This window comes from Streptomyces subrutilus (assembly GCF_008704535.1).
GTDB classification, from domain to species: domain Bacteria; phylum Actinomycetota; class Actinomycetes; order Streptomycetales; family Streptomycetaceae; genus Streptomyces; species Streptomyces subrutilus.
Genome location: NZ_CP023701.1, coordinates 6994253 through 7015901 on the forward strand (window position 1 = coordinate 6994253; position 21649 = coordinate 7015901).

Here is a 21649-nt window from a genome sequence, read left to right on the forward strand (position 1 = left end):
CGCTCGCGCCGGGGAGGGATCGTGCGCCGCCTGCGCCGCAGGATCCGCGCCTACCGGGACGTCGAGCTGCTGTCCTCGCGCCTGCCCGGCGACGCCGGCACGGGCGAGGCGAGCCTGCTCCTGGTCCACATCCGCAAGGTCGTCGGCGAGGTCCGCTACCGGATCTGCCCCACCTGCGCCGACGCCGTGATCACCGGCGTCGAGATCGACGACCGCTTCCACGGCACCGGCCTGGACACCCGGGCGCTGTCCCACCTGCGGTCGCGCCACCCGGGGGTCGCCTGGCGCAGCACGCTGAGCCGGCGCACCACTCGCGACCTGCTGCGCCTGATGCGCATCCCGGCGTCGGCGGGCGACAGCCCCTGCGCCCACGCGCGCGCCCTGGCGGCCCCCGGCGTGCCCGGGGCCTGAGCCCGGCGGGGAGACGGCCGCGCCCGCCCGACGGCCGCGGGGGACCGTCGGGCGGGCGCGGGGGGCCGCTCGGCCGGGCGTCAGCGGCGGGGGCCGTTGCGGCCGTCGCCGCGACGGGTGTCCTTGCCGTCCTCGTAGCGGATCTGCTCCTTGCGGACGGTGTCGGAGATCTCCTTCTGCTCGGTGACCTTCTCCGTCTCCAGGCGCACGCGCTCGACGGGCACGGTCTCCTTGCGCGTCACCGCGCGCTCGGCGTGCAGGGTCACCTCCGTCTCGGCCTCGCCGATGTCGGCCCGTACCCGGTCGCCCTCGCGGATGGGCTCGCGGACGACGCGGACCTCCTCGTGGCTGATGGGCACGGTGGTGGTGACGTTCTCGGTGACGACCACCTTCTTCAGGCGTGCGCGGCCGACCTCCTCGTTCTCGGTCGCCACCCGCAGCCGCTCCTCGGAGCGGATCAGCTCGTCCTTGCCGCGCCGGCCGTCACCCGGCGCCGCGCCGCGGCTGACGCCCTTGTCCTGGCCGGGACGGGAACCGCTGCGGTCGTCGACGTACGTGCCCGTGGCGATGCCCGGGGCCTCCACGCTGGTGCGCTCGCCCTTCCGGCCGGCGTTGCCGTTGCCGTGGGCGGCGGTGAGGCCGTAGTGCTGGTAGAGCCTGCGCTCCTCGTCCGCGTCCAGGTGCTGGCCGGCGTCGACGCGCGGAGCGTCCTTGATGACGTCCTTCGAGTGCGGGACGTGCAGGGCCTCGCCGTCGCTGCGGGCGCCCGACAGGGGGACGAACGACTCCTTCATGCCGAACAGGCCCGTCTTGACGGTGACCCACTCCGGCCGGCCGGTCGCGTCGTCGCGGTAGACCTGACCGATGCTTCCGATCTTCTCGCCGTCGGCGTCGTAGGCCGTCAGGTTCATCAGCTGCTCGGTGTTCAGGAATCCGTTTCCAGCGCTCATCGGTGAATCCTCCAGTGCGGTGCGGCACGCGACGCGCGGCGACCTCGATGTCCCGCGCTCACCCCGTGTCCCCCTCCAGACCGCACCCGGAACCGTGTCGCCGCAACCGCTGGAACGGGCCGTCCGGCGCCGCGCGGGCCCCACGCGCCTGAGCTCCGTAGCGTGACCGCCGTCACACGCCAGGTGAGCGGCCTGCGCCGGACGGGTGGCCCCGCCCGGCGGTCCGCTACCCGTTGTTGAAGGTGTGCAGGTCGCCGGCGGCGCTCGTCCGGGCGGTCCGCTCCGCGTCCCGGGCCGCGTGCAGGTCCAGGGCGTCGAGCAGCGCGGCGAAGTCCTCGGGGCCGGTGGCGTGGGAGGCGACCGTCCTGCGGGCCCGCTCGCGCTGGCGGGCGCCGTCACGGTCGGGACGGTCGTCTGTACGGAGGTCGTGGTCCATGACAGCCGATCCGACCACACTCCGCGGCCCGACGCACGACCGGGGTCGCCGCGCCGCGTGATCGCCGCGCCTCCACCGCGTGATTCCGGGAATTCCGGGGAGGTGCGCGGAGAGAGGCGGCGCATCCCGAACCGCGCGCCGCCACGAGGAGAGGACGTACCGATGAGTGGATCCGACGCCCGCGGCGACGACGTCTACCAGCCCCAGCCGGAGGACGAGCGCTCCGAAGTCCAGCCGGACATGGACGACAGCGTCGGCGAACCCGACACGGACGCCCTGCTCGACCAGGGCTACTCGCCGCCCGAGAAGCCCTACGCGAGCGACCGCCACGCCACCACGGGCGCGGAGCAGCGCGAGGGGGAGAGCCTGGACGAGCGGCTGGCCCGGGAGGTCCCGGACGAGCAGCCGCCGCCGGGGGACGGGATCGGAGACCTGGCCGGCGGGGCCGGGGAGCCCGTCGACCCGCAGGCGGGCGGAGCCCGGGCCGGCCGGCTGGCCCCGGCCACCGACGCGCCGCACGAGAACAACGTGCTCGCCCGCGACGTGGGCATCGACGCGGGGGCCGCCTCCGCCGAGGAGGCCGCCGTGCACGTCATCGACGACCCGGACGGGGAACGGCCGTAACGCGGCCGGGGCCGCGCGGACGCCCGCGCGGCCCCTCGGCCGGGCCGCCTCCGGCGGACGCGCCCTCAGGCCGCCGGGTCGAGCGCCCGGTGGCCCTGGCGCAGCTCCGCGACCAGCCGGCCCGCGTCGGTCAGCAGCGTGCCCTGGAGGGTGGAGACGGCCGGCCGCGTGTCCGGGCCCGGCCGGGCGGCGCGCTGGGCGCGGTCGAGCTCGGCCGCGGTCCGGTCGAGCAGCTCGTCGAGGTGCTGCGGCTCGGTGCGCCCGGTCCGTCCGACCTGCTCCATCGCCGTGGCGGCGGTGCGCAGCAGGGAGGCGTAGGCGGTGCGGAACGCAGCCGGCACGGTGTCCAGTTCGCCGCTGTCGAGGGCGTGGTCGAGACTGCGGCTGACCGACCGGATGTGGTCCAGGCAGCGCTGGGCGGTGTCGAGGGCGGTACGCGCCCGGGGGAGGGCCTCATGGGCGTCGTCGACGCTCCGGCGGGGGTTGAGGCGGCTGTTCTCGGCCTCCGCGTCGAGGGTGTGCCGGACGCGGTCGGCCTCGTCGGAGAGCCTGCGCCAGTCGCGGCGCAGCCGGCGCACCCGGTCCGGCCGGCCGTCGCCCGCGCTGTCGTCGCCGTCGTCCGGGACGTCCGCCTCGAAGACGTCGGCCAGGGTGCCGACGCGTTGGCGGATGCCCGTGTGGAGCTCGGCCACGGCCTCCTGGCGGTGCCGGGTGTGCCGGGCGGGCGCGAGGACGAGGTGGGCGGTGAGGCCGCAGGCGGCGCCGATGACGACGGACGCGACCAGGTGGCCGATGTAGTCGATCCGGCCCTGCCCGGAGGAGAAGGCGAAGAAGCCGACGATCGCGACCTGAGTGCCGTACGCCCCCAGGCGCCGGACCCGGCCGACCGCGAGCGCGATGAGGGTCAGCAGCCCGAACGTCCAGCCGTGGATGCCGACGGCCGCCGCCAGGGCCGCGGCGAGGGCCGCCCCCGCCGTCATGGCGAGCAGGTACTGGGCGCAGTCCCGTACGGAGCGGTACACCGTCGTCTGGAGCGTCACCAGCGCGGTGAACGGCGCGAACGTGGCCACCGCCACCGGCAGGAAGTACCGGGCCAGCATCCAGGCGGCCATGGCCGCTACCACGGTCTTCGCGCCCAGCAGCAGGTCGTCGCGCTCACTGCCCTGGCCGCGCACCCCGCGCCGGACGTAATCGGCCGTCTCCGAGACAGCGGACCTCGCCGCCGCCGGCACCTGCTTCCACTCGGGCATGTCCCACCTCCGGTCGGCGTATGCCCGCCCGGCCCGGCCCAAACGTGCTCCGACCTGTGATCCACGCGGCAGCCCGGCCCGCCGGACCGCACGGCGCGCGGCGATTGGCCCTCGCGCTTCGGGACACAAGCGCGAGGTGTCGAAGATACTTCCGGTAGTCCTCCTCGGAGTCCTCGCCGCGACCGCCGCCGTCGCCGCCGTCCTGCTCTCGCCCCGGTGGTGGGCCGCGGCCGTCCCGCTGCTGCTGCTCCTGGCCGTCGCCGTCCACGACCTCGTGCAGCGCCGTCACTCCCTCCTGCGCACCTACCCGCTGCTCGGGCACCTGCGCTTCGCGCTGGAGGCCCTGCGGCCCGAGCTCCAGCAGTACTTCATCGAGCGGAACTTCGACGGCCGTCCCTTCGACCGCGACACCCGCAGCATCGTCTACGAGCGGGCCAAGGGCACCGACGCCGAGGAACCGTTCGGCACCGAACGCGACCTCTACCTGCCCGGCAGCGAATACCTCACCCCCTCCATGGCCCCGCGCCCGGTGCGCACCGAGGCGCCCCGGGTCGCCATCGGCGGCCCCGACTGCACCCGGCCGTACGACATGGCGCTGCTCAACGTCTCGGCGATGAGCTTCGGGTCCCTGTCCGCCAACGCCGTCCTCGCCCTCAACACCGGTGCCCGGCGCGGTGGTTTCGCCCACGACACCGGCGAGGGCGGCCTGTCCGAGTACCACCTGCGGCCCGGCGGGGACCTCGTCTGGGAGATCGGCACCGGCTACTTCGGCTGCCGTACGGACGACGGGGACTTCGACCCGCGGCAGTTCGCCGAGAAGGCCGCCCACGAGCAGGTCAAATGCGTGTCCCTGAAGATCAGCCAGGGGGCCAAGCCCGGTATCGGCGGCGTCCTGCCCGGCCCGAAGGTCACCGCCGAGATCGCGAGGGTCCGCGGCGTGCCGCAGGGCGAGACCGTGATCTCACCGCCCTACCACCGCGTCTACAGCACCCCGCGCGAACTGGTGCGGTTCCTGGCCCGGATGCGGGAGCTGGCCGGCGGCAAGCCCGTCGGGTTCAAGCTGTGCGTCGGCTCGCGCCGGGAGTTCCTCGCCGTGTGCAAGGCGATGCTGGAGGAGGGCACGGCGCCCGACTTCATCGTCGTGGACGGCGCCGAGGGCGGTACGGGCGCGGCGCCCCTGGAGTTCGCCGACAACGTCGGACTGCCCCTCGGTGAGGGCCTCATGACCGTGCACAACGCCCTCGTGGGAGCCGGGCTGCGCGACCGCGTCCGGGTCGGCGCCGGCGGCAAGGTCGCCACCGGCAGCGACCTCGTCAAACGCCTCCTGCAAGGTGCCGACTACACCAACGCCGCCCGCGCCATGATGTTCGCGATCGGCTGCATCCAGGCCCAGCGCTGCCACACCAACACCTGTCCCGTCGGGGTCGCCACGCAGGACGAGCTCCGGGCCCGCGCGGTCGACGTCGGCGACAAGTCGCAGCGCGTCGAGCGCTACCAGGAGGCCACGGTCAAGAGCCTCCGGATCATGGCGGCGATGGGCGTCGACGACCCGTCCGGGCTGCGCCCCCACCAGCTCCTCCAGCGCGTGGACCCGCACACCGTCCGCTCCTACGCGCAGATCCACACCTGGCTCACCCCCGGACAACTGCTCGCTTCGGCGCCCGAGGGCTGGGCATCCGACTGGGAGGCGGCCGACCCGGACCGCTTCTCCGCCTGACCGCCCGCTCACCGCCGTACCACCCGCCTCACCCGCCCTGACACACCAAGAAGAGCCCCGGCCGGCACTCCGCGAGCGCCGCAGCCGGAGCCGTACCGGACCGGAGGACCCCCCGTGGCTCGTACCGTCGCCCACGTGATCGTCGACGCACTCAAGGACCTGGGCGTCGAGCACGTCTTCGGAGTCGTCGGAGACGCCCTGAACCCGGTGACCGACGCGATCCGCACCACGGACGGGGTGAGCTGGGTCGGCTGCCGGCACGAGGAGGCGGCCGCCTTCGCCGCCGGCGCCCGATCGCAGCTCTCCGGCACCCTCGGCGTGTGCATGGGCACGGTGGGCCCCGGCTCCGTGCACCTCCTCAACGGTCTCTACGACGCGGCCAAGAGCCGCACCCCGGTCCTCGCGATCTGCGGACAGGTCCCGCTCGCCGAGATCGGCAGCGACTACTTCCAGGAGGTCGACAACGACCTCCTCTTCCGGGACGTCGCCGTCTACCGCGCCACCGTGACCTCTCCGGACCAGATGCCGCGGATGCTGGAGTCGGCCGTGCGCGCCGCCGTCAGCCAGGGCGGCGTCGCCGTCCTGACCGTCCCCGGCGACCTCGGCGACCAGGAGCTCACCGACGACCGGCCGGCGCGCTTCGCCCTCGACCGGGCCGTCACCCGGCCCGACGACCCGGCCCTCGCCGCGGCCGCCGAGCTCCTCAACGCCGCCTCCCGCGTCACCCTGCTCGTCGGCCGCGGAGCCCGCGACGCCCGTACGGAGGTCCTGCGGGCCGCCGAGCAGCTCTCCGCGCCCATGGTCCTCACGCTGAAGGCCAAGGAGGGCTTCGAGGGCGACAACCCCTTCCAGGTCGGCCAGACCGGACTGATCGGCAACCCGGCCGCCGCGCACGCCCTCGACAGCGGCGACGCCCTGCTCATGCTGGGCACCGACTTCCCCTACCGGGACTGGTACCCGAAGGACTGCAAGGTGGTCCAGATCGACACCCGCGAGGACCACCTCGGGCGCCGGGTCCCGGTCGACGTCGGCCTCGCGGGCGACGTGGGCGCCACGCTGCGCGCCCTGCTCCCGCTGCTGGCGGAGGTCGCCGACCGGGCGCACCTGGACGAGGCCCGGGAGAAGTTCGCGCACTGGCAGGAGGGCCAGCAGCGGCTGGCCGATCCCGCCCACGAACACCGCTGGACGGGCCGGCTGCGGGCCGCCCTGGACAACCGCGACCACCAGATCCGGCCCGAGGCGCTGGCCGCCGCGGTCGACCGGTACGCCGCCGAGGACGCGGTCTTCACCTCCGACACCGGCATGGCCACCGTCTGGCTCTCCCGGTTCGTCACCATGGGCGGCGGCCGGCGCCTCATCGGCTCGTACAACCTGGGCTCGATGGCCAACGCCATGCCGCAGGCCCTCGGTGCCCAGCTCTGGGCGCCCGACCGGCAGGTCGTCGCGTTCTGCGGCGACGGCGGGCTGAGCATGCTGCTCGGGGACCTCATGACCATCAAGACCTACCGGCTGCCGGTGAAGCTGGTCGTCTTCGACAACCGCCGACTGGGCATGGTCAAGCTCGAACAGGAGCAGGCCGGGCTGCCCGAGTTCGGCACGGAGCTCGACAATCCCGACTTCGCGGCCGTCGCGACGGCGCTCGGCATCACCGGCATCCGGGTCACCGACCCGGAGGACCTCCACGACAGTGTCCGCCGGGCGTTCGAGACCCCGGGCCCGGTCCTGCTGGACGTGCTCACCAATCCCGAGGAGGTGGCCGTGCCGGGCAAGCCGACGGTGAGCCAGGGGTGGGGGTACGCCATCGCCAAGGTCAAGGAGATCCTTCCCTAGTCCGCCGGGCCGGCCGGACGCGGCCTGCGGCGCAGCGCGGGGTCGAGCAGGGCGGGCGGGGTGTCGAACTTCTCCTCCGGGGCGAGGTCCGTGCCGGGCGCGACGATCGCGTCGATCGCGTCGAGCACGTCCCCGGACAGGACGGTGTCGGCGGCGGCGAGCTGCGCGTGCAGGTGCTCGGGCGTGCGCGGGCCGATGATCGCGCTGGTCACGGCCGGATGGGCGGTGACGAAGCCGAGGGCGAGCTGGATCATCGTCAGCCCTGCGGCGTCGGCCACCGCGGCCAGCCGCTCGACGGCGTCGAGCTTGGCCCGGTTGGCGGGGACGGCGGGGTCGAAGCGCTCCGGCATCAGCGCGGCCCGGCTGGTGGTGGCGGGCCGGCCGGCGCGGACCGCGCCCGACAGCCAGCCCGAGGCCAGTGGGCTCCACACGAGCACGCCGAGCCCGTACTCCTCGGTCACGGGCAGGACGTGGGTCTCGGCCGCGCGCTGGAGGGCCGAGTAGCCGGGCTGCTCGGTGACGTAGCGGCCCAGATGGTGTTCGCGGGCGGCCCACTGGGCCTGGACGAGGCGGTAGGCGGGGAAGGTGGAGGAGCCGAAGTAGCGGATCTTCCCGGCGCGCTGCAGGTCGGTGAGGGCCGACAGGGTCTCCTCGTCGCTGGTCAGCGGGTCCCACCGGTGCATCTGGTACAGGTCGACGTGGTCGACACCGAGGCGGCGCAGGCTGTTGTCCAGCTCGGTGACCAGCCAGCGGCGCGAACTGCCCCGGTGGTTGCGCCCGTCGCCCATCGGCAGGGTCGCCTTCGTGGCCAGCACGATGTCGTCGCGGCGCCCGGCGACGGCCCGGCCGACCATCTCCTCCGAGTCGCCGGTGCCGTACATGTCGGCGGTGTCGATCAGGTTGACGCCGGCGTCGAGCGCGGCGTCGACGATGGCGGTGGCCTCGTCCTGGGTGGTGCGGCCGATCCGGCCGAAGTTCATCGCGCCGAGCGCGAGGGTGCTGACCTGTACGCCGGTGCGGCCCAGGGTGCGGTATTGCATGGGTGAGTCTCCTCTGTCGAGGGCGAGGCGTGGTGGGGGTGCGCGAAGTGGCCCGCGCTGCCCCGCTCTGCCATGATGAGCAAGCGGAGCCGCGCTCCGCTTAACGATACGGAGCGTTGTTCCGCTTAGCAAGCGGACGCGCGGTGGAGGGGAACGCAACGGTGGACGAGAACGAGGCAGCGGCGGGGCGGACGGCCCCGCGCAAGCGGGCGGACGCCCGGCGCAACGTGGAGGCGCTGCTCGACGCGGCCGCCGCGGTCTTCGTCGCGTCGGGCGTCGAGGCCCCGGTGCGCGACATCGCGGCCGAGGCCGGCGTCGGGATGGGCACGATCTACCGGCACTTCCCGACGCGCGCGGACCTGATCATCGCCGTCTACCGGCACCAGGTGGAGGCCTGCGCCGAAGCGGGCCCCGCGCTGCTGGCCGCCGCTCCGACGCCGCACGCCGCGCTGGCCGGATGGATCGACCTCTTCGTGGACTTCCTCGTCACCAAGCACGGCCTCGCCGCCGCGCTGCGCTCCGACGACGCGGGACTGGCCGCGCTGCACGCCCACTTCCTCGACCGGCTCGTACCCGTCTGCGCCCGGCTGCTCGAAGCGGCGGTGGACGCCGGGGAGATCCGCTCCGACCTGGAGGCGTACGCGCTCATGCGCGGTGTCGGCAACCTCTGCATCGGCGCCGACGGCGACCCCCGCTACGACGCCCGCCGCCTCGTCGGGCTCCTCGTCGCGGGGCTCCGGCAGGCGGTCTAGGGTCTGTTGCGAAAGTGGATCTTGTTCGTTCATGATCACGTCTCGTGGGACGTGGAGATCTGACAAACGGCCAGTGGGCCAGGCTTGAGCCGCTGCTGCCGCAGGGCATCAAGCCTGGCCGGCCGCAGGTGTGGACGCGGCGACAGCTGATAGACGGCATACGGTGGCGGACCCGAACGGGCGCCCCGTGGCGGGACGTGCCCGAAAGGTACGGGCCCTGGGACCGGGCCTACGACCTGTTCCGGCGCTGGCAGCGGGACGGGACGTGGGCCGCGATCCTCACGCGGCTCCAGACCGAGGCGGACGCAAAAGGCCTGATCACCTGGGACGTCAACGTCGACTCCACCGTCTGCCGGGCCCACCAGCACGCCGCCGGGGCGGCGAAAAGGGGGACCTCCAGAAGGAGCCACCCGGCGGGATCGCCGTCGAGCCGGCCGACCACGGCCTCGGACGCTCCCGCGGCGGGCTGACCACCAAAATCCACCTTGCCGTCGAACAGGGGCAAAAGCCCTTGTCCATCGTGGTCACGGCCGGGCACCGCGGCGACTCCCCACAGTTCGAACCGGTCCTGGAAGCCATCCGAGTGCCACGGCTCGGACTCGGCAGACCGCGCAAGCGCCCGAACCGGGTCCGCGCCGACAAGGCCTACGACTCCCGCAGCAACCGCGCCTACCTGCGCAGACGCGGGATCAGGGCCACGATTCCGGTCCCGGCGGACCGGGTCCGTAACCGGCTGGGACGCGGTTCGCGCGGGGGACGGCCGCCGAAGTTCGACAGGGACGACTACGAGCAGCGGCACGCGGTCGAATGCGGGATCAACCGACTCAAGCGGCACCGGGCCGTCGCCACCAGGTACGACAAACTCGCCGTCCGCTACGAAGCGACCGTGCTGATCGCAGCCATCAACGAATGGCTGTGACCAGCACTTTCGCAACAGACCCTAGCCCTGGACCAGGCGCCGGAGGCCGGGGGCGTGGAGGTCGGCCAGGCGCTCGGGTCCGGTGCGCCAGCCCGCGCCGTCCGGCCGGTGAAGGCTCAGGGCCGCCCCCAGGCCGAGCAGTTGGCCGGCGATCAGTTCGGCGCGCGACTGCCGGTCCGGGCCGGACAGGGTGGCGGCGAGCCGGTCGGCGACCTGCTCGCGGAAGCGGTCGCGCAGCAGGGTTCGCTCGTCCTCGTGGCCCAGGGAGAAGACGACCCGCAGCAGGGAGCCGCCCCCGTACCGGTCGCGCAGCAGGACCATGGTGAGCACCAGGTGCCGGCCGAGGGCGGCGGGCACCTCAGCCGGCCGCCGGCGCCCCCGCCGCCGTGAAGGTGGCCTCGGCGAACTCCGTGACCTCGGAGAAGCCGAGCCTGCGGTAGAGCCCGACCGCCGTCGCGTTGTCCGCCCGGACGTTCAGGCCGATGTGGTCCACCGTCCGGGCCAGCTGCCGGCACAGCGCGGCGACGCAGGCCCCGCCCGCGCCCCGCCCCCGCACCCGCGGATCGGTCGCGACGTTCCCGATCGCGGCGACCCGGTAGACGGCCGAGTGGACGTGCACCCCCGCGACCGCTACCAGCCGCCCGTCCTGCCGCGCGCCCACGTACTGGCCGGTGTCCAGCATCCGGTGGTCGAACCAGTTGCCCGGATACGCCCGCGCGAACAGCTCCAGCAGCTCCGGCAGGTCGGCCCGGCCCAGCGGCCCGGGCCGCCACGGGCCGTCCGGGTGCAGACCGGCGCGCCCCGGGTCGGTCAGCGCCATCCGCAGCAGCGTGCCGTGCGGCCGCACCGCGTACGCCGACTCCAGCACCTTGCCGGCCGCGCCCGTCAGGTGCCCGAAGAAGCTCCGCGGGAGGACCGGCAGCAGCGCCCCGGCCAGCTCCTCCAGCTCGGCGTCCTGCCCGGGGCGGGCGAAGGCGAGCAGGGTGGGGATGTCACCGACCGCGTACAGCAGCGCGACCGGGCCGTCGTCCGACACCGTGTACCAACTGGTGTGGGGCCACAACAGGTCGTCGAGGTCGCCGAGTTCCATCAGGTGCATCGCGGGGTCCCGCCGGAAGCGCTCGGCCAGGGCGGATCGGTCGTGAAGGCTGCGTAGGGTCACCGGTCCAGCCTACGGAGCGGCCCCCGCCCGCCCCGGCGCGGGTGCCGGGACGGGCCTCGGCCCCGGCCCCGGCCCGCGTCAGGCGGGCACCGGCCGGGCCGCGGGGGCGGCCAGCCGTCCGGTACGGGACAGGGCGTGCACGGCGCCGGCGCAGGCCAGGCCGGTCGCCGTCAGCGCCACCCACGGCAGCCACGCCACGCCGTGGCGCTGCGCGTAGTCCCAGAACGCGCCCGTGGCGAGGTTGCCGACGGTGATGCCCAGCCCCGACACGGTGTTGTAGAGCCCGTAGTGGGTGGCCACGAGCCGGTTGCCGGACAGCGAGACCACGGTGTCCATCTCGAACGGGTAGACCACCGCACTCCCGGCCGCGAGCAGCGCCACCGCGACGGCGAGCGCGACCAGCACCCCGCCCGTGCCGTACCGGCCGCCGCCGGAGGGCGCCAGGGCCAGCGGCAGGAAGGCCAGGCCCATCACGGCCAGCCCCCGCACCAGCGCCCGGTCCGCGGGCCAGCGGCTCCGGGCCCAGGCCGTCAGCCTCAACTGCCCGGCCACCGCGACGGCGGCGGACAGCACGAACAGCCCGCTGGTGACCTTCGCGCCGTCCGCACCCAGCGCGCCGCCGGCGGCGAGCGGCAGCGCCAGGTAGACCTGGAAGGTCAGCACGTACGAGCCGATCATCGCTGCCGAGAAGAGCAGGAACGGCCGGTTGGCGACGACCGTGCGCCACCCCGCCCCCACCGGCACCCGGGACGGCCCACCCCCGGCGGGAACCGCTCCGGGGTCCGCGGCACGACGGTCGGGCAGCGCCCGCGCCTGCGCCGCGCTCAACAGGGCGAAGACCGCGGACGCCACCGTGCACACCAGGCGGAAGTCGGCGGCCAGCAGCGCCAGCCCGACCAGCGGACCGAGCAGCATCCCGGCCTGGTAATAGACGTTGAACGTCGCGAACGCCTCCACCCGGCGCTCCCCGGCCTCGGCGGCCAGGTAGGCGCGGACGGCCGGGTTGAACAGGGCGCCGGCGAAGCCCGTGGCCGCCGAGGCGACCACCAGGGCCGGCAGCGAGTCGACCCAGCCGAGCAGGGCGAACCCGGCGGTCCGCAGCAGGCAGCCCGCCATGATGGGGGCCTTGTAGCCGTAGCGGTCCGCGAGGGCGCCGCCGACGAGGAACAGGCCCTGCTGGGACAGGTTGCGCACCCCGAGCACCAGGCCGACCGCCCAGGCGGCCAGGCCCAGTTCACCGGTCAGGTGGGCGGCGAGGTACGGCATCAGCATGTAGAAGCCCAGGTTGATCCCGAACTGGTTGGCCATCAGCAGCCGGGCGGCGGGCGGGAACGAGCGCGTGCTGCGCCACAGCGCCGTCATCGCCGCACCCCCGTCCGCGGCGCGCCCGCGCCGGCCGCCGTACCGGTCGGCGCGTCCGGCGCGCCGCCTCCCGTACGGCCCGCACCGGCCGCCGGGCCGGCGAGCGGGTCGGCCACGGCGGCGCACCGGGTCCAGGAGGTGACGGTCCGCTCCCCGGGGTGCGCGATCACCTGCGGCCGGTGCGGCGGGGCCGACCGCAGCAGGCCGTGCTCGCGGCAGTACGGGTCGCTGAAGACGGTCGAGGCGTACCGCTGCGGCCCGTCGGGGAACACGGCGGCGATCCGGGCCTCGGCGGGCAGGGTCGCGGCCAGCCAGCGCGCGGTCAGGGCGACTGCGCCGACGCTCCACCCGCCGGTGGCGTAGTGGCACCGGGCAAGCCGGCGCGCCGCCCAGACCGCCTCGTCCGCGGCGACCCAGTGGACCTCGTCGAACAGGTCGTAGGCGACGTTGCGCGGATGGATGCTGCTGCCCAGCCCGCGCATCAGCCGGGGGGCCGCGGGCTGGCCGAAGATGGTCGAGCCGGTCGTGTCGACACCGACCACCTTCAGGGCGGGGAAGAAGCCGCGCAGCACCGACCCCACCCCCGCCGAGTGGCCTCCGGTGCCGACGCTGACGACCAGCGCGTCGATCCGCCCGAGCTGGGCGACCAGCTCGTAGGCCAGCGTCCGGTAGGCCGCCGCGTTGTCGGGATTGTTGTACTGGTCCGGGCACCAGGACCCCGGATGCGCGGCCACCAGCTCGGCGACCCGGTCCCGGCGGGCCCGCTGCCACCCGCCGACGGGGTGCGGGCGCTCGACCACGTGCACCTCGGCGCCGTGGGCGGCCAGCAAGCCGCCCATCATCGGCTCCAGGCCCGGGTCGGTGACCACGGTCACCGGGTGGCCGTAGGTGACGCCCGCCAGGGCCAGGCCGAGCCCCAGGGTGCCCGAGGTGGACTCCACGATCCGGGCACCGGGCGCCAGTTCGCCGCGGCCGCGGGCCGCCCGCACCATGTGCAGGGCCGTACGGTCCTTGATCCCGCCGGGATTCGCCCCCTCCAGCTTGGCCCAGAACCCCCGGCCCGGGTCGGCGAACGGCTCGCCCACCCACAGCAGCGGGGTGTTGCCCACCAGCCCGGCCGGGGTCGTCGCGGCCGGAGCGGTCGCGGCCGGCAGCCCGGCGGGAGGGCAGGAGAGCGCGGCGGGGGACGCCGCGGGCGCGGAGCCCGGACCGGCGGCAGCGGCGGACCCGGCGCGGGCCGGGGTGGTGACGGTGTTCATGGCAGTCCTGTCCGGCGGCCGGCCCGCGACGGGGCCGGCCGCTCAGGGTCGGTGGAGAAGAGGGCCCCCAGGCCGCCCGGGCGGCCGGACGCCGGCGCGTGCGCGCCCCGTCCGACCGGGCCCCGGCGGCACCGGCACCCTCAGACCCGCCAGACCCCCAGCACGGCCCGGCACCCGCCCGGTGGCGCCCGCCTGCCGTCCGAGCGCACCGGCGGCCTGCTCACCCGCGCCGCCGCCGCGCCGTCCGGGCCGTCGCCGGGGCGCGCGGCCGGCAGGGCGGGGTCGCCGCCCCGGTCCTGCTGCACCCGGCTGGGCTCGTCCGAACCCGGGCAGTGCGTCCCCTCCCCGGACCCGGCCGCCCGGACCGTCCCGGGCGCGGCCGCGGGGGCCGCCGGGGCCGCGGCGGCCAGGGAGTCCACCCCGGCCGCGCCGGACACCCCGGGCCCGTGCGCGCAGCCGAAGAGGTGCAGCAGTGCGACCAGGACCGTGACCAGGGCGGGCGCGGCCCACCGTCCGGTACGGCCGCGGCGGCGCGGCACCTGTGCGTTCACGTCGCCCACCGTAGTCGATCGGCTACGCGAAGTGCCCGTCCGTCCTTCGCCGCCGCTCCGCCGGTGCCCGCCGGACCCGCCCCGGCGGTCCCCGGACCGCCGGACGACTCCCCCGAACAGGTGAGGACTTGGCCGTTTAGTGCGTGGCGCGGGCCGTTTTCCAGGACATTGGTGCGACGGCCGGGACCCCACTCGGGCCGGCTGGACTGTGAAGGGTTGCGGATCCATGAACGATGAGGCCACCAGGCGGGTCGCGCTCGTCTTCGCCCTGTTCGACACCCGTGGCCACGGTGTCCTCGCGAAAGAGGACTTCGACCTGATGGCGGACCGGGTGGTCCAGGCGGCCTCCGGATCCGACCAGGAGGCGAAGACCGCGATGCGAGCGGCCTTCCACCGCTACTGGGCGACCCTGCGCACCGAGTTGGACGTGGACGGCGACGGCGAGATCACCTTCGAGGAGTACACCGGCTGCGTGCTGTCGCCGGAGCGCTTCGACGCGACCATCGCCGAGTTCGCCGGGGCGCTGGCGGAGCTCGGGGACCCGGACGGCGACGGGCTGGTCGAACGCCCGCTGTTCATCGAGCTCATGACGGCCATCGGCTTCGAACGCGGCAACATCGACGCCCTCTTCGACGCCTTCGGTCCCACGGCCGCCGACCGCATCGCGGTCCACACCTGGTACGTGGGGATCCAGGACTACTACGCGCCCGACAAGGCCGGCATCCCGGGTGACGAACTGGTGGCCCGCAGCACCGTCTGAGACCTCTCTTTCCCGCCACGCACATCCACCGGACCGGCGGACCACCAGAACACCGGAACGACGACGAAGGAGCACGGGTGAAACGGGTCATCGGACTTGCTGTCGGCCGCGGCACGGGCCCGGAGGTCGCGGCCGTCTTCGAACGGGTCCTGGGCGCCTTCGCCCGCCTGTACGCCACGGACATCCAGCTGGTGCGTTCCCCGCGCACCTACCACTCGTACGCGTCGCTCAAAGCGGAGGGCGGTGTCCAGGAGATCGGCCGGCTGACCCAGGAGGACGCCGCGCACTACGAGCGGTTCTGCCGGACGCAGGCCGAGAGCGGCACCCGGGTGATCTTCCGCACCGCCGTCAACGCGCAGTCCCTCTACCTCGTCCGGCAGCGGCTCCAGGCGGTCAAGGTCGACGCGATGGCCACGGCGACGGCGGGCACGGAGCCCGCCCGCGAGGCCTCCCTGCTGCTCGTCCGCGACCAGGCCCAGGGCTTTTACACGGGCGAGAACCAGCACGCGCCCGGTGTGGTCCGGCGGACCATGGAGTTCAGCCGCGAGATCACCGAGAAGGTGCTCGCCTGCGCCGTGGACCGGGCCTGGCGGCAGTGGCCGGGGAAGGGTCCCTCGCAGGTGGTCATGGCGTACAAGTTCCACCTGCTGGACGGCGCGCTCGACGCATGGGTGACGGAGCTGGCGACCCGCTACGACATACCCGTCCGGCTGTTCCAGCCGGACACGGTCAACCGGAACCTCATCACGCACGGACTCGCGGACCGCACGGTGGTCGTCGCGGGCAACGAATGGGCCGACATCATGCACGTGGTCCTGCTCGACCGGTTCGGCTCCGACCGCCAGGAGAACCGCTGCACGGAGAACGTCCACCTCCACCCTGACGTACGGGGCCTGGTCGAGTACCAGACGGTGCACGGGTCCGCCGACGACCTGGAAGGGCTGGACCGGGTCAATCCGGTGGCGACGGTACGGGCCGCCGCGGCCATCGCCGAGCGGTACGCCGACTGCGCGGGCGCGGTACGGGCCACCGAGGACGTCCTGGCGACCCTCGCCGAACGGGACGTCCGCACCCCTGACCTCGGCGGCCGCCACTCCACCACCGCCGTGGTCGACGCCCTGCTCGCCGCCCTCCCCGAGGCGCTGGAACGGTCGAGACCGGGGCCCCTGCCGGGGCAACTGGCCGCAGCCTCCCGCGTCGACCGCGGATGAGCGCGGAGCGGCCGTCCGCGGGACGCACGCCCACGGCGGAGGGGACGGCACTGGTCGTCGTCGACCTCCAGAACGACTTCTGCGCGGGCCCGGTCGCCGCCGCCCGCTACCCCGGCGACCCCGGCCGTCTGGCGACGGTCGCCGAGCGCACCGCCCGGGCCGTCGACGCGGCCCGCGCCGCGGGGGTCGAGGTGCTCCACGTCCGCTTCCTCGGCGACCCGCACCACCAGGGGCCGAGCTGGCGCCGCCGGGACGCCCTCCTCGGCAAGCGCCCCAAATGCCTGGAGGGCTCCTGGGGAGCGGAGTTCGCCGACGCGCTGGCCCCGGCCCCCGGCGAACGCGTCTTCACCAAGCGGGCCTGTTTCGACGCCTTCCTCGGCGACGGCTTCGAGACCCATCTCGCCCACCGCGCCGTGCGCCACCTGGTCTTCGCCGGCCTGTTCACCGACGTCTGCGTGGACTCCACGGCGCGCACGGCGTTCCAGAAGGGCTTCCACGTGACGGTGCTGGAGGACTGCACCGCCGCCCTGCACCTGCCGGACGAGCAGATCCTCGGCTTCATGAGCCGCTTGTACGGCGCCCGCGTCACCACCCACGACCACGTCGACACGTGGTCGCGCCTTCCCGGAAACGAGGACCCATGCTCGGCACCGCCCCGCAGGACAGCGTCGTCAAGGACGGCGGGGTCGAGGACGGCGTCGGGCTGACCGCCCTGCTGGTGGCCGCGGCGCGGGCCGTCGAGACGTACCGCCCCGACGCCCTGGCCCGGGACGCGTACGCCGAGCACTTCGTCCGCGCCGCGCGGGCGTCGGCCGGCTGGCCCGTCCACCCGCGGGACGTGCCGGACGCGGACGGCGACCCGCTGTGGGGGCGGCTGGGGCGCTACTTCGGGCTCCGCACCAGGGTCCTGGACGACTTCCTGCTCGGCCGGGCGCGTGCGGGCATCCGGCAGACGGTGCTGCTCGGGGCCGGCCTGGACACCCGGGCGTACCGGCTCGACTGGCCGGCCGGGCACACGGTCTACGAGGTCGACCAGCCGCACGTGCTCGCGTTCAAGCACGACGTGCTCGACGGACTGCGCGCCGTGCCGCGGGCCCACCGCGTCGCCCTCGCGGCGGACTTCCGCGACGACTGGCCCGACGAGCTGATGGCCGCCGGCTTCGACCCCTCCCTGCCCACGGCCTGGCTCGCCGAGGGACTGCTGCTCTACCTGCCCGCCGTCGCCGAACGGGCCCTCGTCGACACGGTGCACTGGCTCAGCGCGCCGACGAGCACCCTGGCCTACGAGGTCAAGATCGGCCTGGAACCGGAGGCGGTCCGGGACAGCCCCGTCTACACGGCGGCGCGCGAGCGCATCGGCGTCGACCTGCTGGCCCTGTTCGACGGCGACCCGCGCCCCGACTCCGCGGCGGACCTGACCGCGTACGGCTGGTCGGTGACGGTGCGCACGCCCTTCGACTTCACCCGGCGGCACGGCCGCGGTCCGCGCCGCGAGCGCCGTGACGCTCTGGCCGCCAACCGCTGGGTCTTCGCCGCCCGTTGAGGGCCGGACCGGGTGGTGCGCCTGCGGAGTCAGGCCTTCAGGGCCCGTCCGGCGACGGTCAGCGCGAGGCGGCGCGGGGCGAGGCCGGAGGCCAGCGCGGAGAGCCGGTTGCCGAGGCCGGAGACCACGCTGGCCGGGGTCGAGCCGCGTTCGAGGGCGCGGCGGACGGTCGCGACGACCTGCTCGGGGGTGGCGGTCCTGCCGACGACCGCGTTCCGGCTGCCGACGACGTCGAAGAACTCGGTGCTGGTCGGCCCGGGGGAGACGGCGAGCACGCGCAGCGGGGAGGTGCGGGTCTCGTAGGCGAGGGCCTCGGTGAGGCTGAGCACGAAGGCCTTGGTGGCTCCGTAGACGGCCATGGCCGGAGTGGGCTGGTAGGCGGCGGTGCTGGCAAGGGTGACGAGCGCGCCGCGGCCGTCGGCCATCAGGTCGGGCAGGAAGGCGCGGGTCAGGCCGGCCACCGCGCTGATGTTGAGCTGGATCATGCGGTCCATCTGGGCCGGGTCCTGCTCGGCGAAGGGGCCGTAGCTGCCGAAGCCCGCGTTGTTCACGAGCGTCTGGACCCGGATGCCGCGGGCGTCGAGCTCGGCGCGCAGGGCGGCTCCCGCGCCGGGCAGGGCCAGGTCGGCCGCGAGGGGCGTGGCCCGTATCCCGTACCGCTGCTCCAGGTCGCGGGCGAGTTCGGTGAGCCGGTCGAGGCGCCGGGCGACCAGCACCACGTCGGCGCCGCGCCCGGCCCACTGGCGGGCGAACTCGGCGCCGAGTCCGGCGCTCGCCCCGGTGATCAGGGCCACGGTGCCCCGGTACATCATCGACATGTCGGCTGCTCCACTTCGAAGGGTCGCGCGGGTCGCGCCCTCCTTAATGTAGGCACCGATAACATTGTAGTCAATGACAACATTGAGGCAGAGGAGACCGCCTTGGTCGAAGGTCCGTACCACCACGGCAATCTCAGGGCCGCCCTGCTGGAACGGGCGGAGGCCGTACTGACCGCGTCGGGAGCGGAGGGACTGAGCCTGCGCGGCCTCGCCCGTGACCTCGGCGTGAGCCACGGCGCCCCCGCGCGCCACTTCCGCGACCGGCAGGCCCTGCTGGACGCGCTCGCCGTCAGCGGCTTCACCACCCTCAACGACCGCCTGCGCGCGGCGGCCGACGCGTCGACCGGTCCGGTCGGCGCGAGGCTGGCCGGGCTGGGCCGGACGTACGTGGACTTCGCGGTCGGGCACACGGCGCTGCTGGAGCTGATGTTCACCGCCAAGCACGCCGACGACCCCAGCGCGGAACTGCGCGAGCTCGGCCACGAGAGCCTGCTGATCGTCGCCCGCCTGATGACGGAGGGGCAGCGGACCGGGGCGGTGCGCCCGGGCGACCCCGACCGGCTCGCGCAGGTCGCCTTCTCGACGGTGCACGGCCTCGCGACCCTCGCGGTCGCCTCGCTCCTCGACGACACCCCCCTCCCGGAGGCCACGGAACTCGCCCTCGACGTCCTCCTGTCCGGCCTGCGCCCCGCCGGCTGACGCGGGGCCGGCGCGTATTGTCTGCGCGGGGGCAGGCCGAGCGGAGGATGGCGTACGTGACGGGCAGCGGTGCAGGGCAGGGCGGCGCGCGGGCGGACGGGGCCCCGGGCGGGGGAGCGGAACCCGCGGAGCGGACCTCGCTGAGCGTGCGGGCCCGGGACGAGGTCCGGCAGCGGATCGTCGACCGCCGCTATCCGCAGGGCGCGCGCCTGGTCGAGCGCGAGGTCGCCCAGGAGCTGCGGATGTCCCGCGTCCCCGTGCGCGAGGCGCTGCGCGCGCTGGTCGCCGAGGGGCTGCTGGAGCTGCTGCCGCACAGCGGGGTCCGGGTGCGCCGGCTGGAGCGGACCGACGTGGAGCACCTGTACGAGGTGTGGGAACCCCTCGCCGTGCAGGCCTCGCGGCTCGCGGCCCGGCGCGTGGCGCGGGCGGCGCCGGGGGAGGAGTCCCGCCTGGCCGCGCTGCGGGCCTGCCTCGACCGGGCCGAGCAGGCCGCCTCGGACAGCGAGGGGTCGCGCGAGGTCGCGGCCCACACCGCCTTCCACGCGGAGATCGTGGCACTGGGCGGCAACCCCATGCTCCACCGCACGATGGAGCAGCTCGGCGGACAGCTCCAGCTGCTCTTCGGCATGCGGGAGGAGCCCGCGCACATGCGGGCCCAGCACGCGGTGATGTACCGGTGCATCGCGGCGGGTGACGAGGACTCGGCAGCGGCGAGCACGCTGCTGCACGTGCGGGACAGCCGCGCCGTGGCCCTGCGGTCCCTCTTCGACGACGCCTAGATTTGTATACCAGAGAGACGGGCCGGGTGGAATCCCGATGCGAATCCCGAGGTCGGGCTGCCCCATGCTGGGGTGAAGTCGCGTGATCTGCGGCATTCTCGTGGAGTGGAACCACTGCTTCCCAGGCTTGCGATCATCCTGGTATACAAAAGGCTCCCCGCTTGCTCCCCGCGATCGAAGGAGCCCTCCATGTGCGTCGCGTCCACCCCGCAACCGCCGCCCCCCGGCCGCCTCACCCGGCGGGGCGTCCTCGCGGCCGCCGCAGCCCTGGCCGGAACCACGGCGGTACCGGCGGCGGCCGCCTCCGCCTCCGCCGCCTCCGCCTCCGCCGCCTCCGCCTCCGCCGCCTCCGCCGCAGCGGCCCCCGACTCCGCCCCGGGCGGTGCCGACCTGGTCGTCGAGGGCGGGCGGCTGCTCGACCCGGCCACCGGCGAGGTCACCGAGGACGCCGTCGTCGTCATCACCGGGGGCCTCGTGCGCGCGGCAGGCCCCCGCAACCGGCTCGGCGGCAAGGTGCCCGCCGGCGTACGGGTCCTGCGCGCCCACGGGCAGTGGATCCTGCCCGGCCTGGTCGACGCGCACATCCACCTCAACACGGCCGCCGAGGCCCGCGACGCGGTCCGCAAGGGCGCCACCAGCGCGCGCAGCGGCTCGACGAGCTTCTACCAGGACATCGCCGTGCGCGAGCTGGCCCGCACCGCCCCCGAACTGGCCCCCAGGCTGCGGGCCGCGGGCATCTTCGTCACCCCGGACCTCGGCGACACCCTCCTCGCCGACCCGGACCTGGCCCCGCTCGCCCGGCTGCGCGGCGGCGTACGCTCCGCCGAGGCGCTGCGCCGAGTGGTCGAGGTCAACCTCGCGCGCGGGGCCGACACCATCAAGACCCGGGTCAACGAGCGCGCCGGGCTCCCCGAACAGGATCCGCTCGCCCAGGTCTACGACCACGAGCAGCTGTCCGCGATCGTCGCCGCCGCCCGGCGCGGCGGCAAGGGCGTGCTCTGCCACAGCTACAGCGAGAAGGGCTGCCACGACGCGGTGACGGCCGGTATCCGCTCCCTGGAGCACGGGGCGTTCGTGGGCGAGCGCACCCTGTACGACATGCGCCGCAGGGGCACGTACTTCACGCCGACGCTCACCGCCATCGCCGGGCTCGCCGAATCCTCCGACCCGATCCTCGCGGAACGCGGCCGCACCTACCTGCCGGTCCTCCAGCGGGCCGTGCTGGCGGCGCACGAGCTGGGCGTACCGCTCGCGGCCGGCACCGACTCCTCGGGCGGGACCGTCGACCCGATCGGACGCGAGGTCGAGCTGATGCGCGCGGCCGGCCTCTCCGCGCTCGACGCCCTCCGCACGGCGACCACCGGCGCGGCCCGCCTCCTCGGCCTCGACGGCTCCGTCGGCCGCCTCGTCCGCGGCTACGCGGGCGACCTCCTCGTGGTCGACGGCGATCCGCTGGCCGACGTCGGCGTGCTCACCCGGCCGGCGCACGTGGTGCGGGCCGGCATCACCGTCCGACAGGCCTGACCCCCGAGGACCCGCACCGAACCGCCCTCCCGCCGTCCCGCCCCTCGAAGGA

Annotated in this window: 23 protein-coding genes; 13 read left to right on the plus strand and 10 right to left on the minus strand. The window is 74.8% G+C overall.

Features of this window, described 5'->3' with window-relative positions:
- The first annotated feature begins 21 nt into the window (after positions 1-21).
- A complete protein-coding gene (locus CP968_RS31250; protein ID WP_229886866.1) occupies positions 22-411 on the plus strand; it encodes a hypothetical protein in 390 nt (129 codons plus the stop codon).
- An 80-nt stretch (positions 412-491) separates the two neighbouring features.
- Here CP968_RS31250 and CP968_RS31255 read toward each other — a convergent pair whose 3' ends face one another.
- Both CP968_RS31255 and CP968_RS31260 read right to left on the minus strand, forming a co-directional pair.
- Positions 492-1361, minus strand: a complete 870-nt coding sequence (locus tag CP968_RS31255; protein WP_150521176.1) for a DUF2382 domain-containing protein — start codon at positions 1359-1361, stop codon at positions 492-494.
- Between the two features lie 226 nt (positions 1362-1587).
- Positions 1588-1797, minus strand: coding sequence for a hypothetical protein (locus tag CP968_RS31260; RefSeq protein WP_150521177.1), 210 nt, complete (start codon positions 1795-1797; stop codon positions 1588-1590).
- Between the two features lie 162 nt (positions 1798-1959).
- On the opposite strand from CP968_RS31260, the gene CP968_RS31265 reads away from it, so the two are divergent.
- Entirely contained in the window at positions 1960-2421 is a 462-nt protein-coding gene (locus CP968_RS31265) for a DUF5709 domain-containing protein (protein WP_150521178.1), read from the plus strand.
- Between the two features lie 65 nt (positions 2422-2486).
- On the opposite strand, the gene CP968_RS31270 is transcribed toward CP968_RS31265, so the two are convergent.
- Complete coding sequence (locus tag CP968_RS31270) at positions 2487-3671, minus strand: aromatic acid exporter family protein (RefSeq protein WP_150521179.1); 1185 nt, start codon at positions 3669-3671, stop codon at positions 2487-2489.
- Between the two features lie 136 nt (positions 3672-3807).
- Here CP968_RS31270 and CP968_RS31275 point away from each other — a divergent pair, with 136 nt between their 5' ends.
- Positions 3808-5388, plus strand: a complete 1581-nt coding sequence (locus CP968_RS31275; protein WP_150521180.1) for an FMN-binding glutamate synthase family protein — start codon at positions 3808-3810, stop codon at positions 5386-5388.
- A gap of 114 nt (positions 5389-5502) precedes the next feature.
- On the plus strand, positions 5503-7218 hold the full coding sequence (locus CP968_RS31280) for a thiamine pyrophosphate-dependent enzyme (RefSeq protein WP_150521181.1): 1716 nt from the start codon (positions 5503-5505) through the stop codon (positions 7216-7218).
- On the opposite strand, the gene CP968_RS31285 is transcribed toward CP968_RS31280, so the two are convergent.
- Positions 7215-8258, minus strand: a complete 1044-nt coding sequence (locus CP968_RS31285; RefSeq protein ID WP_150521182.1) for an aldo/keto reductase — start codon at positions 8256-8258, stop codon at positions 7215-7217. The two genes, CP968_RS31280 and CP968_RS31285, sit on opposite strands and share 4 nt — an antisense overlap.
- 161 nt (positions 8259-8419) lie before the next feature.
- Here CP968_RS31285 and CP968_RS31290 point away from each other — a divergent pair, with 161 nt between their 5' ends.
- Both CP968_RS31290 and CP968_RS31295 read left to right on the plus strand, forming a co-directional pair.
- Positions 8420-9010, plus strand: a complete 591-nt coding sequence (locus tag CP968_RS31290; protein ID WP_150521183.1) for a TetR/AcrR family transcriptional regulator — start codon at positions 8420-8422, stop codon at positions 9008-9010.
- 44 nt (positions 9011-9054) lie between these two features.
- Positions 9055-9929, plus strand: a protein-coding gene (locus CP968_RS31295) for an IS5 family transposase (protein ID WP_150521184.1) whose coding sequence is annotated in 2 segments (ribosomal slippage) — positions 9055-9399 and positions 9402-9929 — 873 coding nt in all. Because the reading frame shifts where the segments join, the coding sequence is not laid out codon by codon here.
- A 21-nt stretch (positions 9930-9950) separates the two neighbouring features.
- Here CP968_RS31295 and CP968_RS31300 read toward each other — a convergent pair.
- The 5 genes from CP968_RS31300 to CP968_RS31320 all read right to left on the minus strand — a co-directional run bounded on the left by CP968_RS31300 (position 9951) and on the right by CP968_RS31320 (position 14263).
- Positions 9951-10286: a TetR/AcrR family transcriptional regulator gene (locus CP968_RS31300; protein ID WP_150521185.1), complete on the minus strand. Its 336-nt coding sequence runs from the start codon at positions 10284-10286 to the stop codon at positions 9951-9953.
- Position 10287: 1 nt separating this feature from the next.
- On the minus strand, positions 10288-11091 hold the full coding sequence (locus CP968_RS31305) for a GNAT family N-acetyltransferase (RefSeq protein ID WP_150521186.1): 804 nt from the start codon (positions 11089-11091) through the stop codon (positions 10288-10290).
- A 78-nt stretch (positions 11092-11169) separates the two neighbouring features.
- The gene (locus CP968_RS31310) at positions 11170-12453 is read right to left on the minus strand and encodes an MFS transporter (RefSeq protein ID WP_150521187.1); all 1284 of its coding nucleotides are present in this window, start codon (positions 12451-12453) and stop codon (positions 11170-11172) included.
- Complete coding sequence (locus tag CP968_RS31315; RefSeq protein ID WP_150521188.1) at positions 12450-13712, minus strand: PLP-dependent cysteine synthase family protein; 1263 nt, start codon at positions 13710-13712, stop codon at positions 12450-12452. Before CP968_RS31315 ends, CP968_RS31310 begins: the two co-directional genes overlap by 4 nt.
- Before the next feature lie 140 nt (positions 13713-13852).
- On the minus strand, positions 13853-14263 hold the full coding sequence (locus tag CP968_RS31320; protein ID WP_150521189.1) for a hypothetical protein: 411 nt from the start codon (positions 14261-14263) through the stop codon (positions 13853-13855).
- 226 nt (positions 14264-14489) lie between these two features.
- On the opposite strand from CP968_RS31320, the gene CP968_RS31325 reads away from it, so the two are divergent.
- The 4 genes from CP968_RS31325 to CP968_RS31340 all read left to right on the plus strand — a co-directional run bounded on the left by CP968_RS31325 (position 14490) and on the right by CP968_RS31340 (position 17777).
- Positions 14490-15023: an EF-hand domain-containing protein gene (locus tag CP968_RS31325; protein WP_150521190.1), complete on the plus strand. Its 534-nt coding sequence runs from the start codon at positions 14490-14492 to the stop codon at positions 15021-15023.
- Between the two features lie 77 nt (positions 15024-15100).
- Positions 15101-16234: an isocitrate/isopropylmalate family dehydrogenase gene (locus tag CP968_RS31330; RefSeq protein ID WP_150521191.1), complete on the plus strand. Its 1134-nt coding sequence runs from the start codon at positions 15101-15103 to the stop codon at positions 16232-16234.
- The gene (locus CP968_RS31335; protein ID WP_150521192.1) at positions 16231-16941 is read left to right on the plus strand and encodes a cysteine hydrolase family protein; all 711 of its coding nucleotides are present in this window, start codon (positions 16231-16233) and stop codon (positions 16939-16941) included. The genes CP968_RS31330 and CP968_RS31335 overlap by 4 nt, the downstream gene beginning before the upstream one ends.
- A complete protein-coding gene (locus CP968_RS31340; protein ID WP_150521193.1) occupies positions 16875-17777 on the plus strand; it encodes an SAM-dependent methyltransferase in 903 nt (300 codons plus the stop codon). The genes CP968_RS31335 and CP968_RS31340 overlap by 67 nt, the downstream gene beginning before the upstream one ends.
- 29 nt (positions 17778-17806) lie before the next feature.
- Here CP968_RS31340 and CP968_RS31345 read toward each other — a convergent pair whose 3' ends face one another.
- Positions 17807-18595 carry an SDR family NAD(P)-dependent oxidoreductase gene (locus CP968_RS31345; protein ID WP_150521194.1) on the minus strand — a complete coding sequence of 263 codons (789 nt, stop codon included), beginning with the start codon at positions 18593-18595 and terminating at the stop codon, positions 17807-17809.
- A 102-nt stretch (positions 18596-18697) separates the two neighbouring features.
- Here CP968_RS31345 and CP968_RS31350 point away from each other — a divergent pair, with 102 nt between their 5' ends.
- From CP968_RS31350 to CP968_RS31360, 3 genes are all read left to right on the plus strand, one after another.
- Positions 18698-19294 (plus strand): TetR/AcrR family transcriptional regulator, encoded by a 597-nt coding sequence (locus tag CP968_RS31350; protein WP_150521195.1) that lies wholly within the window; start codon positions 18698-18700, stop codon positions 19292-19294.
- A gap of 47 nt (positions 19295-19341) precedes the next feature.
- Positions 19342-20073, plus strand: coding sequence for a GntR family transcriptional regulator (locus CP968_RS31355; protein ID WP_150521196.1), 732 nt, complete (start codon positions 19342-19344; stop codon positions 20071-20073).
- A gap of 189 nt (positions 20074-20262) precedes the next feature.
- On the plus strand, positions 20263-21597 hold the full coding sequence (locus tag CP968_RS31360; RefSeq protein ID WP_150521197.1) for an amidohydrolase family protein: 1335 nt from the start codon (positions 20263-20265) through the stop codon (positions 21595-21597).
- The last annotated feature ends 52 nt before the right edge of the window (positions 21598-21649 follow it).

Coding starts and splice junctions, on each gene's coding strand:
- CP968_RS31255 (WP_150521176.1), bottom strand. CDS start 1,361: ATGAGCGCTGGAAACGGATTCCTGAACACCGAGCAGCTGATGAACCTG.
- CP968_RS31260 (WP_150521177.1), bottom strand. CDS start 1,797: ATGGACCACGACCTCCGTACAGACGACCGTCCCGACCGTGACGGCGCC.
- CP968_RS31265 (WP_150521178.1), top strand. CDS start 1,960: ATGAGTGGATCCGACGCCCGCGGCGACGACGTCTACCAGCCCCAGCCG.
- CP968_RS31270 (WP_150521179.1), bottom strand. CDS start 3,671: ATGCCCGAGTGGAAGCAGGTGCCGGCGGCGGCGAGGTCCGCTGTCTCG.
- CP968_RS31285 (WP_150521182.1), bottom strand. CDS start 8,258: ATGCAATACCGCACCCTGGGCCGCACCGGCGTACAGGTCAGCACCCTC.
- CP968_RS31310 (WP_150521187.1), bottom strand. CDS start 12,453: ATGACGGCGCTGTGGCGCAGCACGCGCTCGTTCCCGCCCGCCGCCCGG.
- CP968_RS31315 (WP_150521188.1), bottom strand. CDS start 13,712: ATGAACACCGTCACCACCCCGGCCCGCGCCGGGTCCGCCGCTGCCGCC.
- CP968_RS31325 (WP_150521190.1), top strand. CDS start 14,490: ATGAACGATGAGGCCACCAGGCGGGTCGCGCTCGTCTTCGCCCTGTTC.
- CP968_RS31335 (WP_150521192.1), top strand. CDS start 16,231: ATGAGCGCGGAGCGGCCGTCCGCGGGACGCACGCCCACGGCGGAGGGG.
- CP968_RS31340 (WP_150521193.1), top strand. CDS start 16,875: ATGCTCGGCACCGCCCCGCAGGACAGCGTCGTCAAGGACGGCGGGGTC.
- CP968_RS31345 (WP_150521194.1), bottom strand. CDS start 18,595: ATGTCGATGATGTACCGGGGCACCGTGGCCCTGATCACCGGGGCGAGC.
- CP968_RS31355 (WP_150521196.1), top strand. CDS start 19,342: ATGGCGTACGTGACGGGCAGCGGTGCAGGGCAGGGCGGCGCGCGGGCG.
- CP968_RS31360 (WP_150521197.1), top strand. CDS start 20,263: ATGTGCGTCGCGTCCACCCCGCAACCGCCGCCCCCCGGCCGCCTCACC.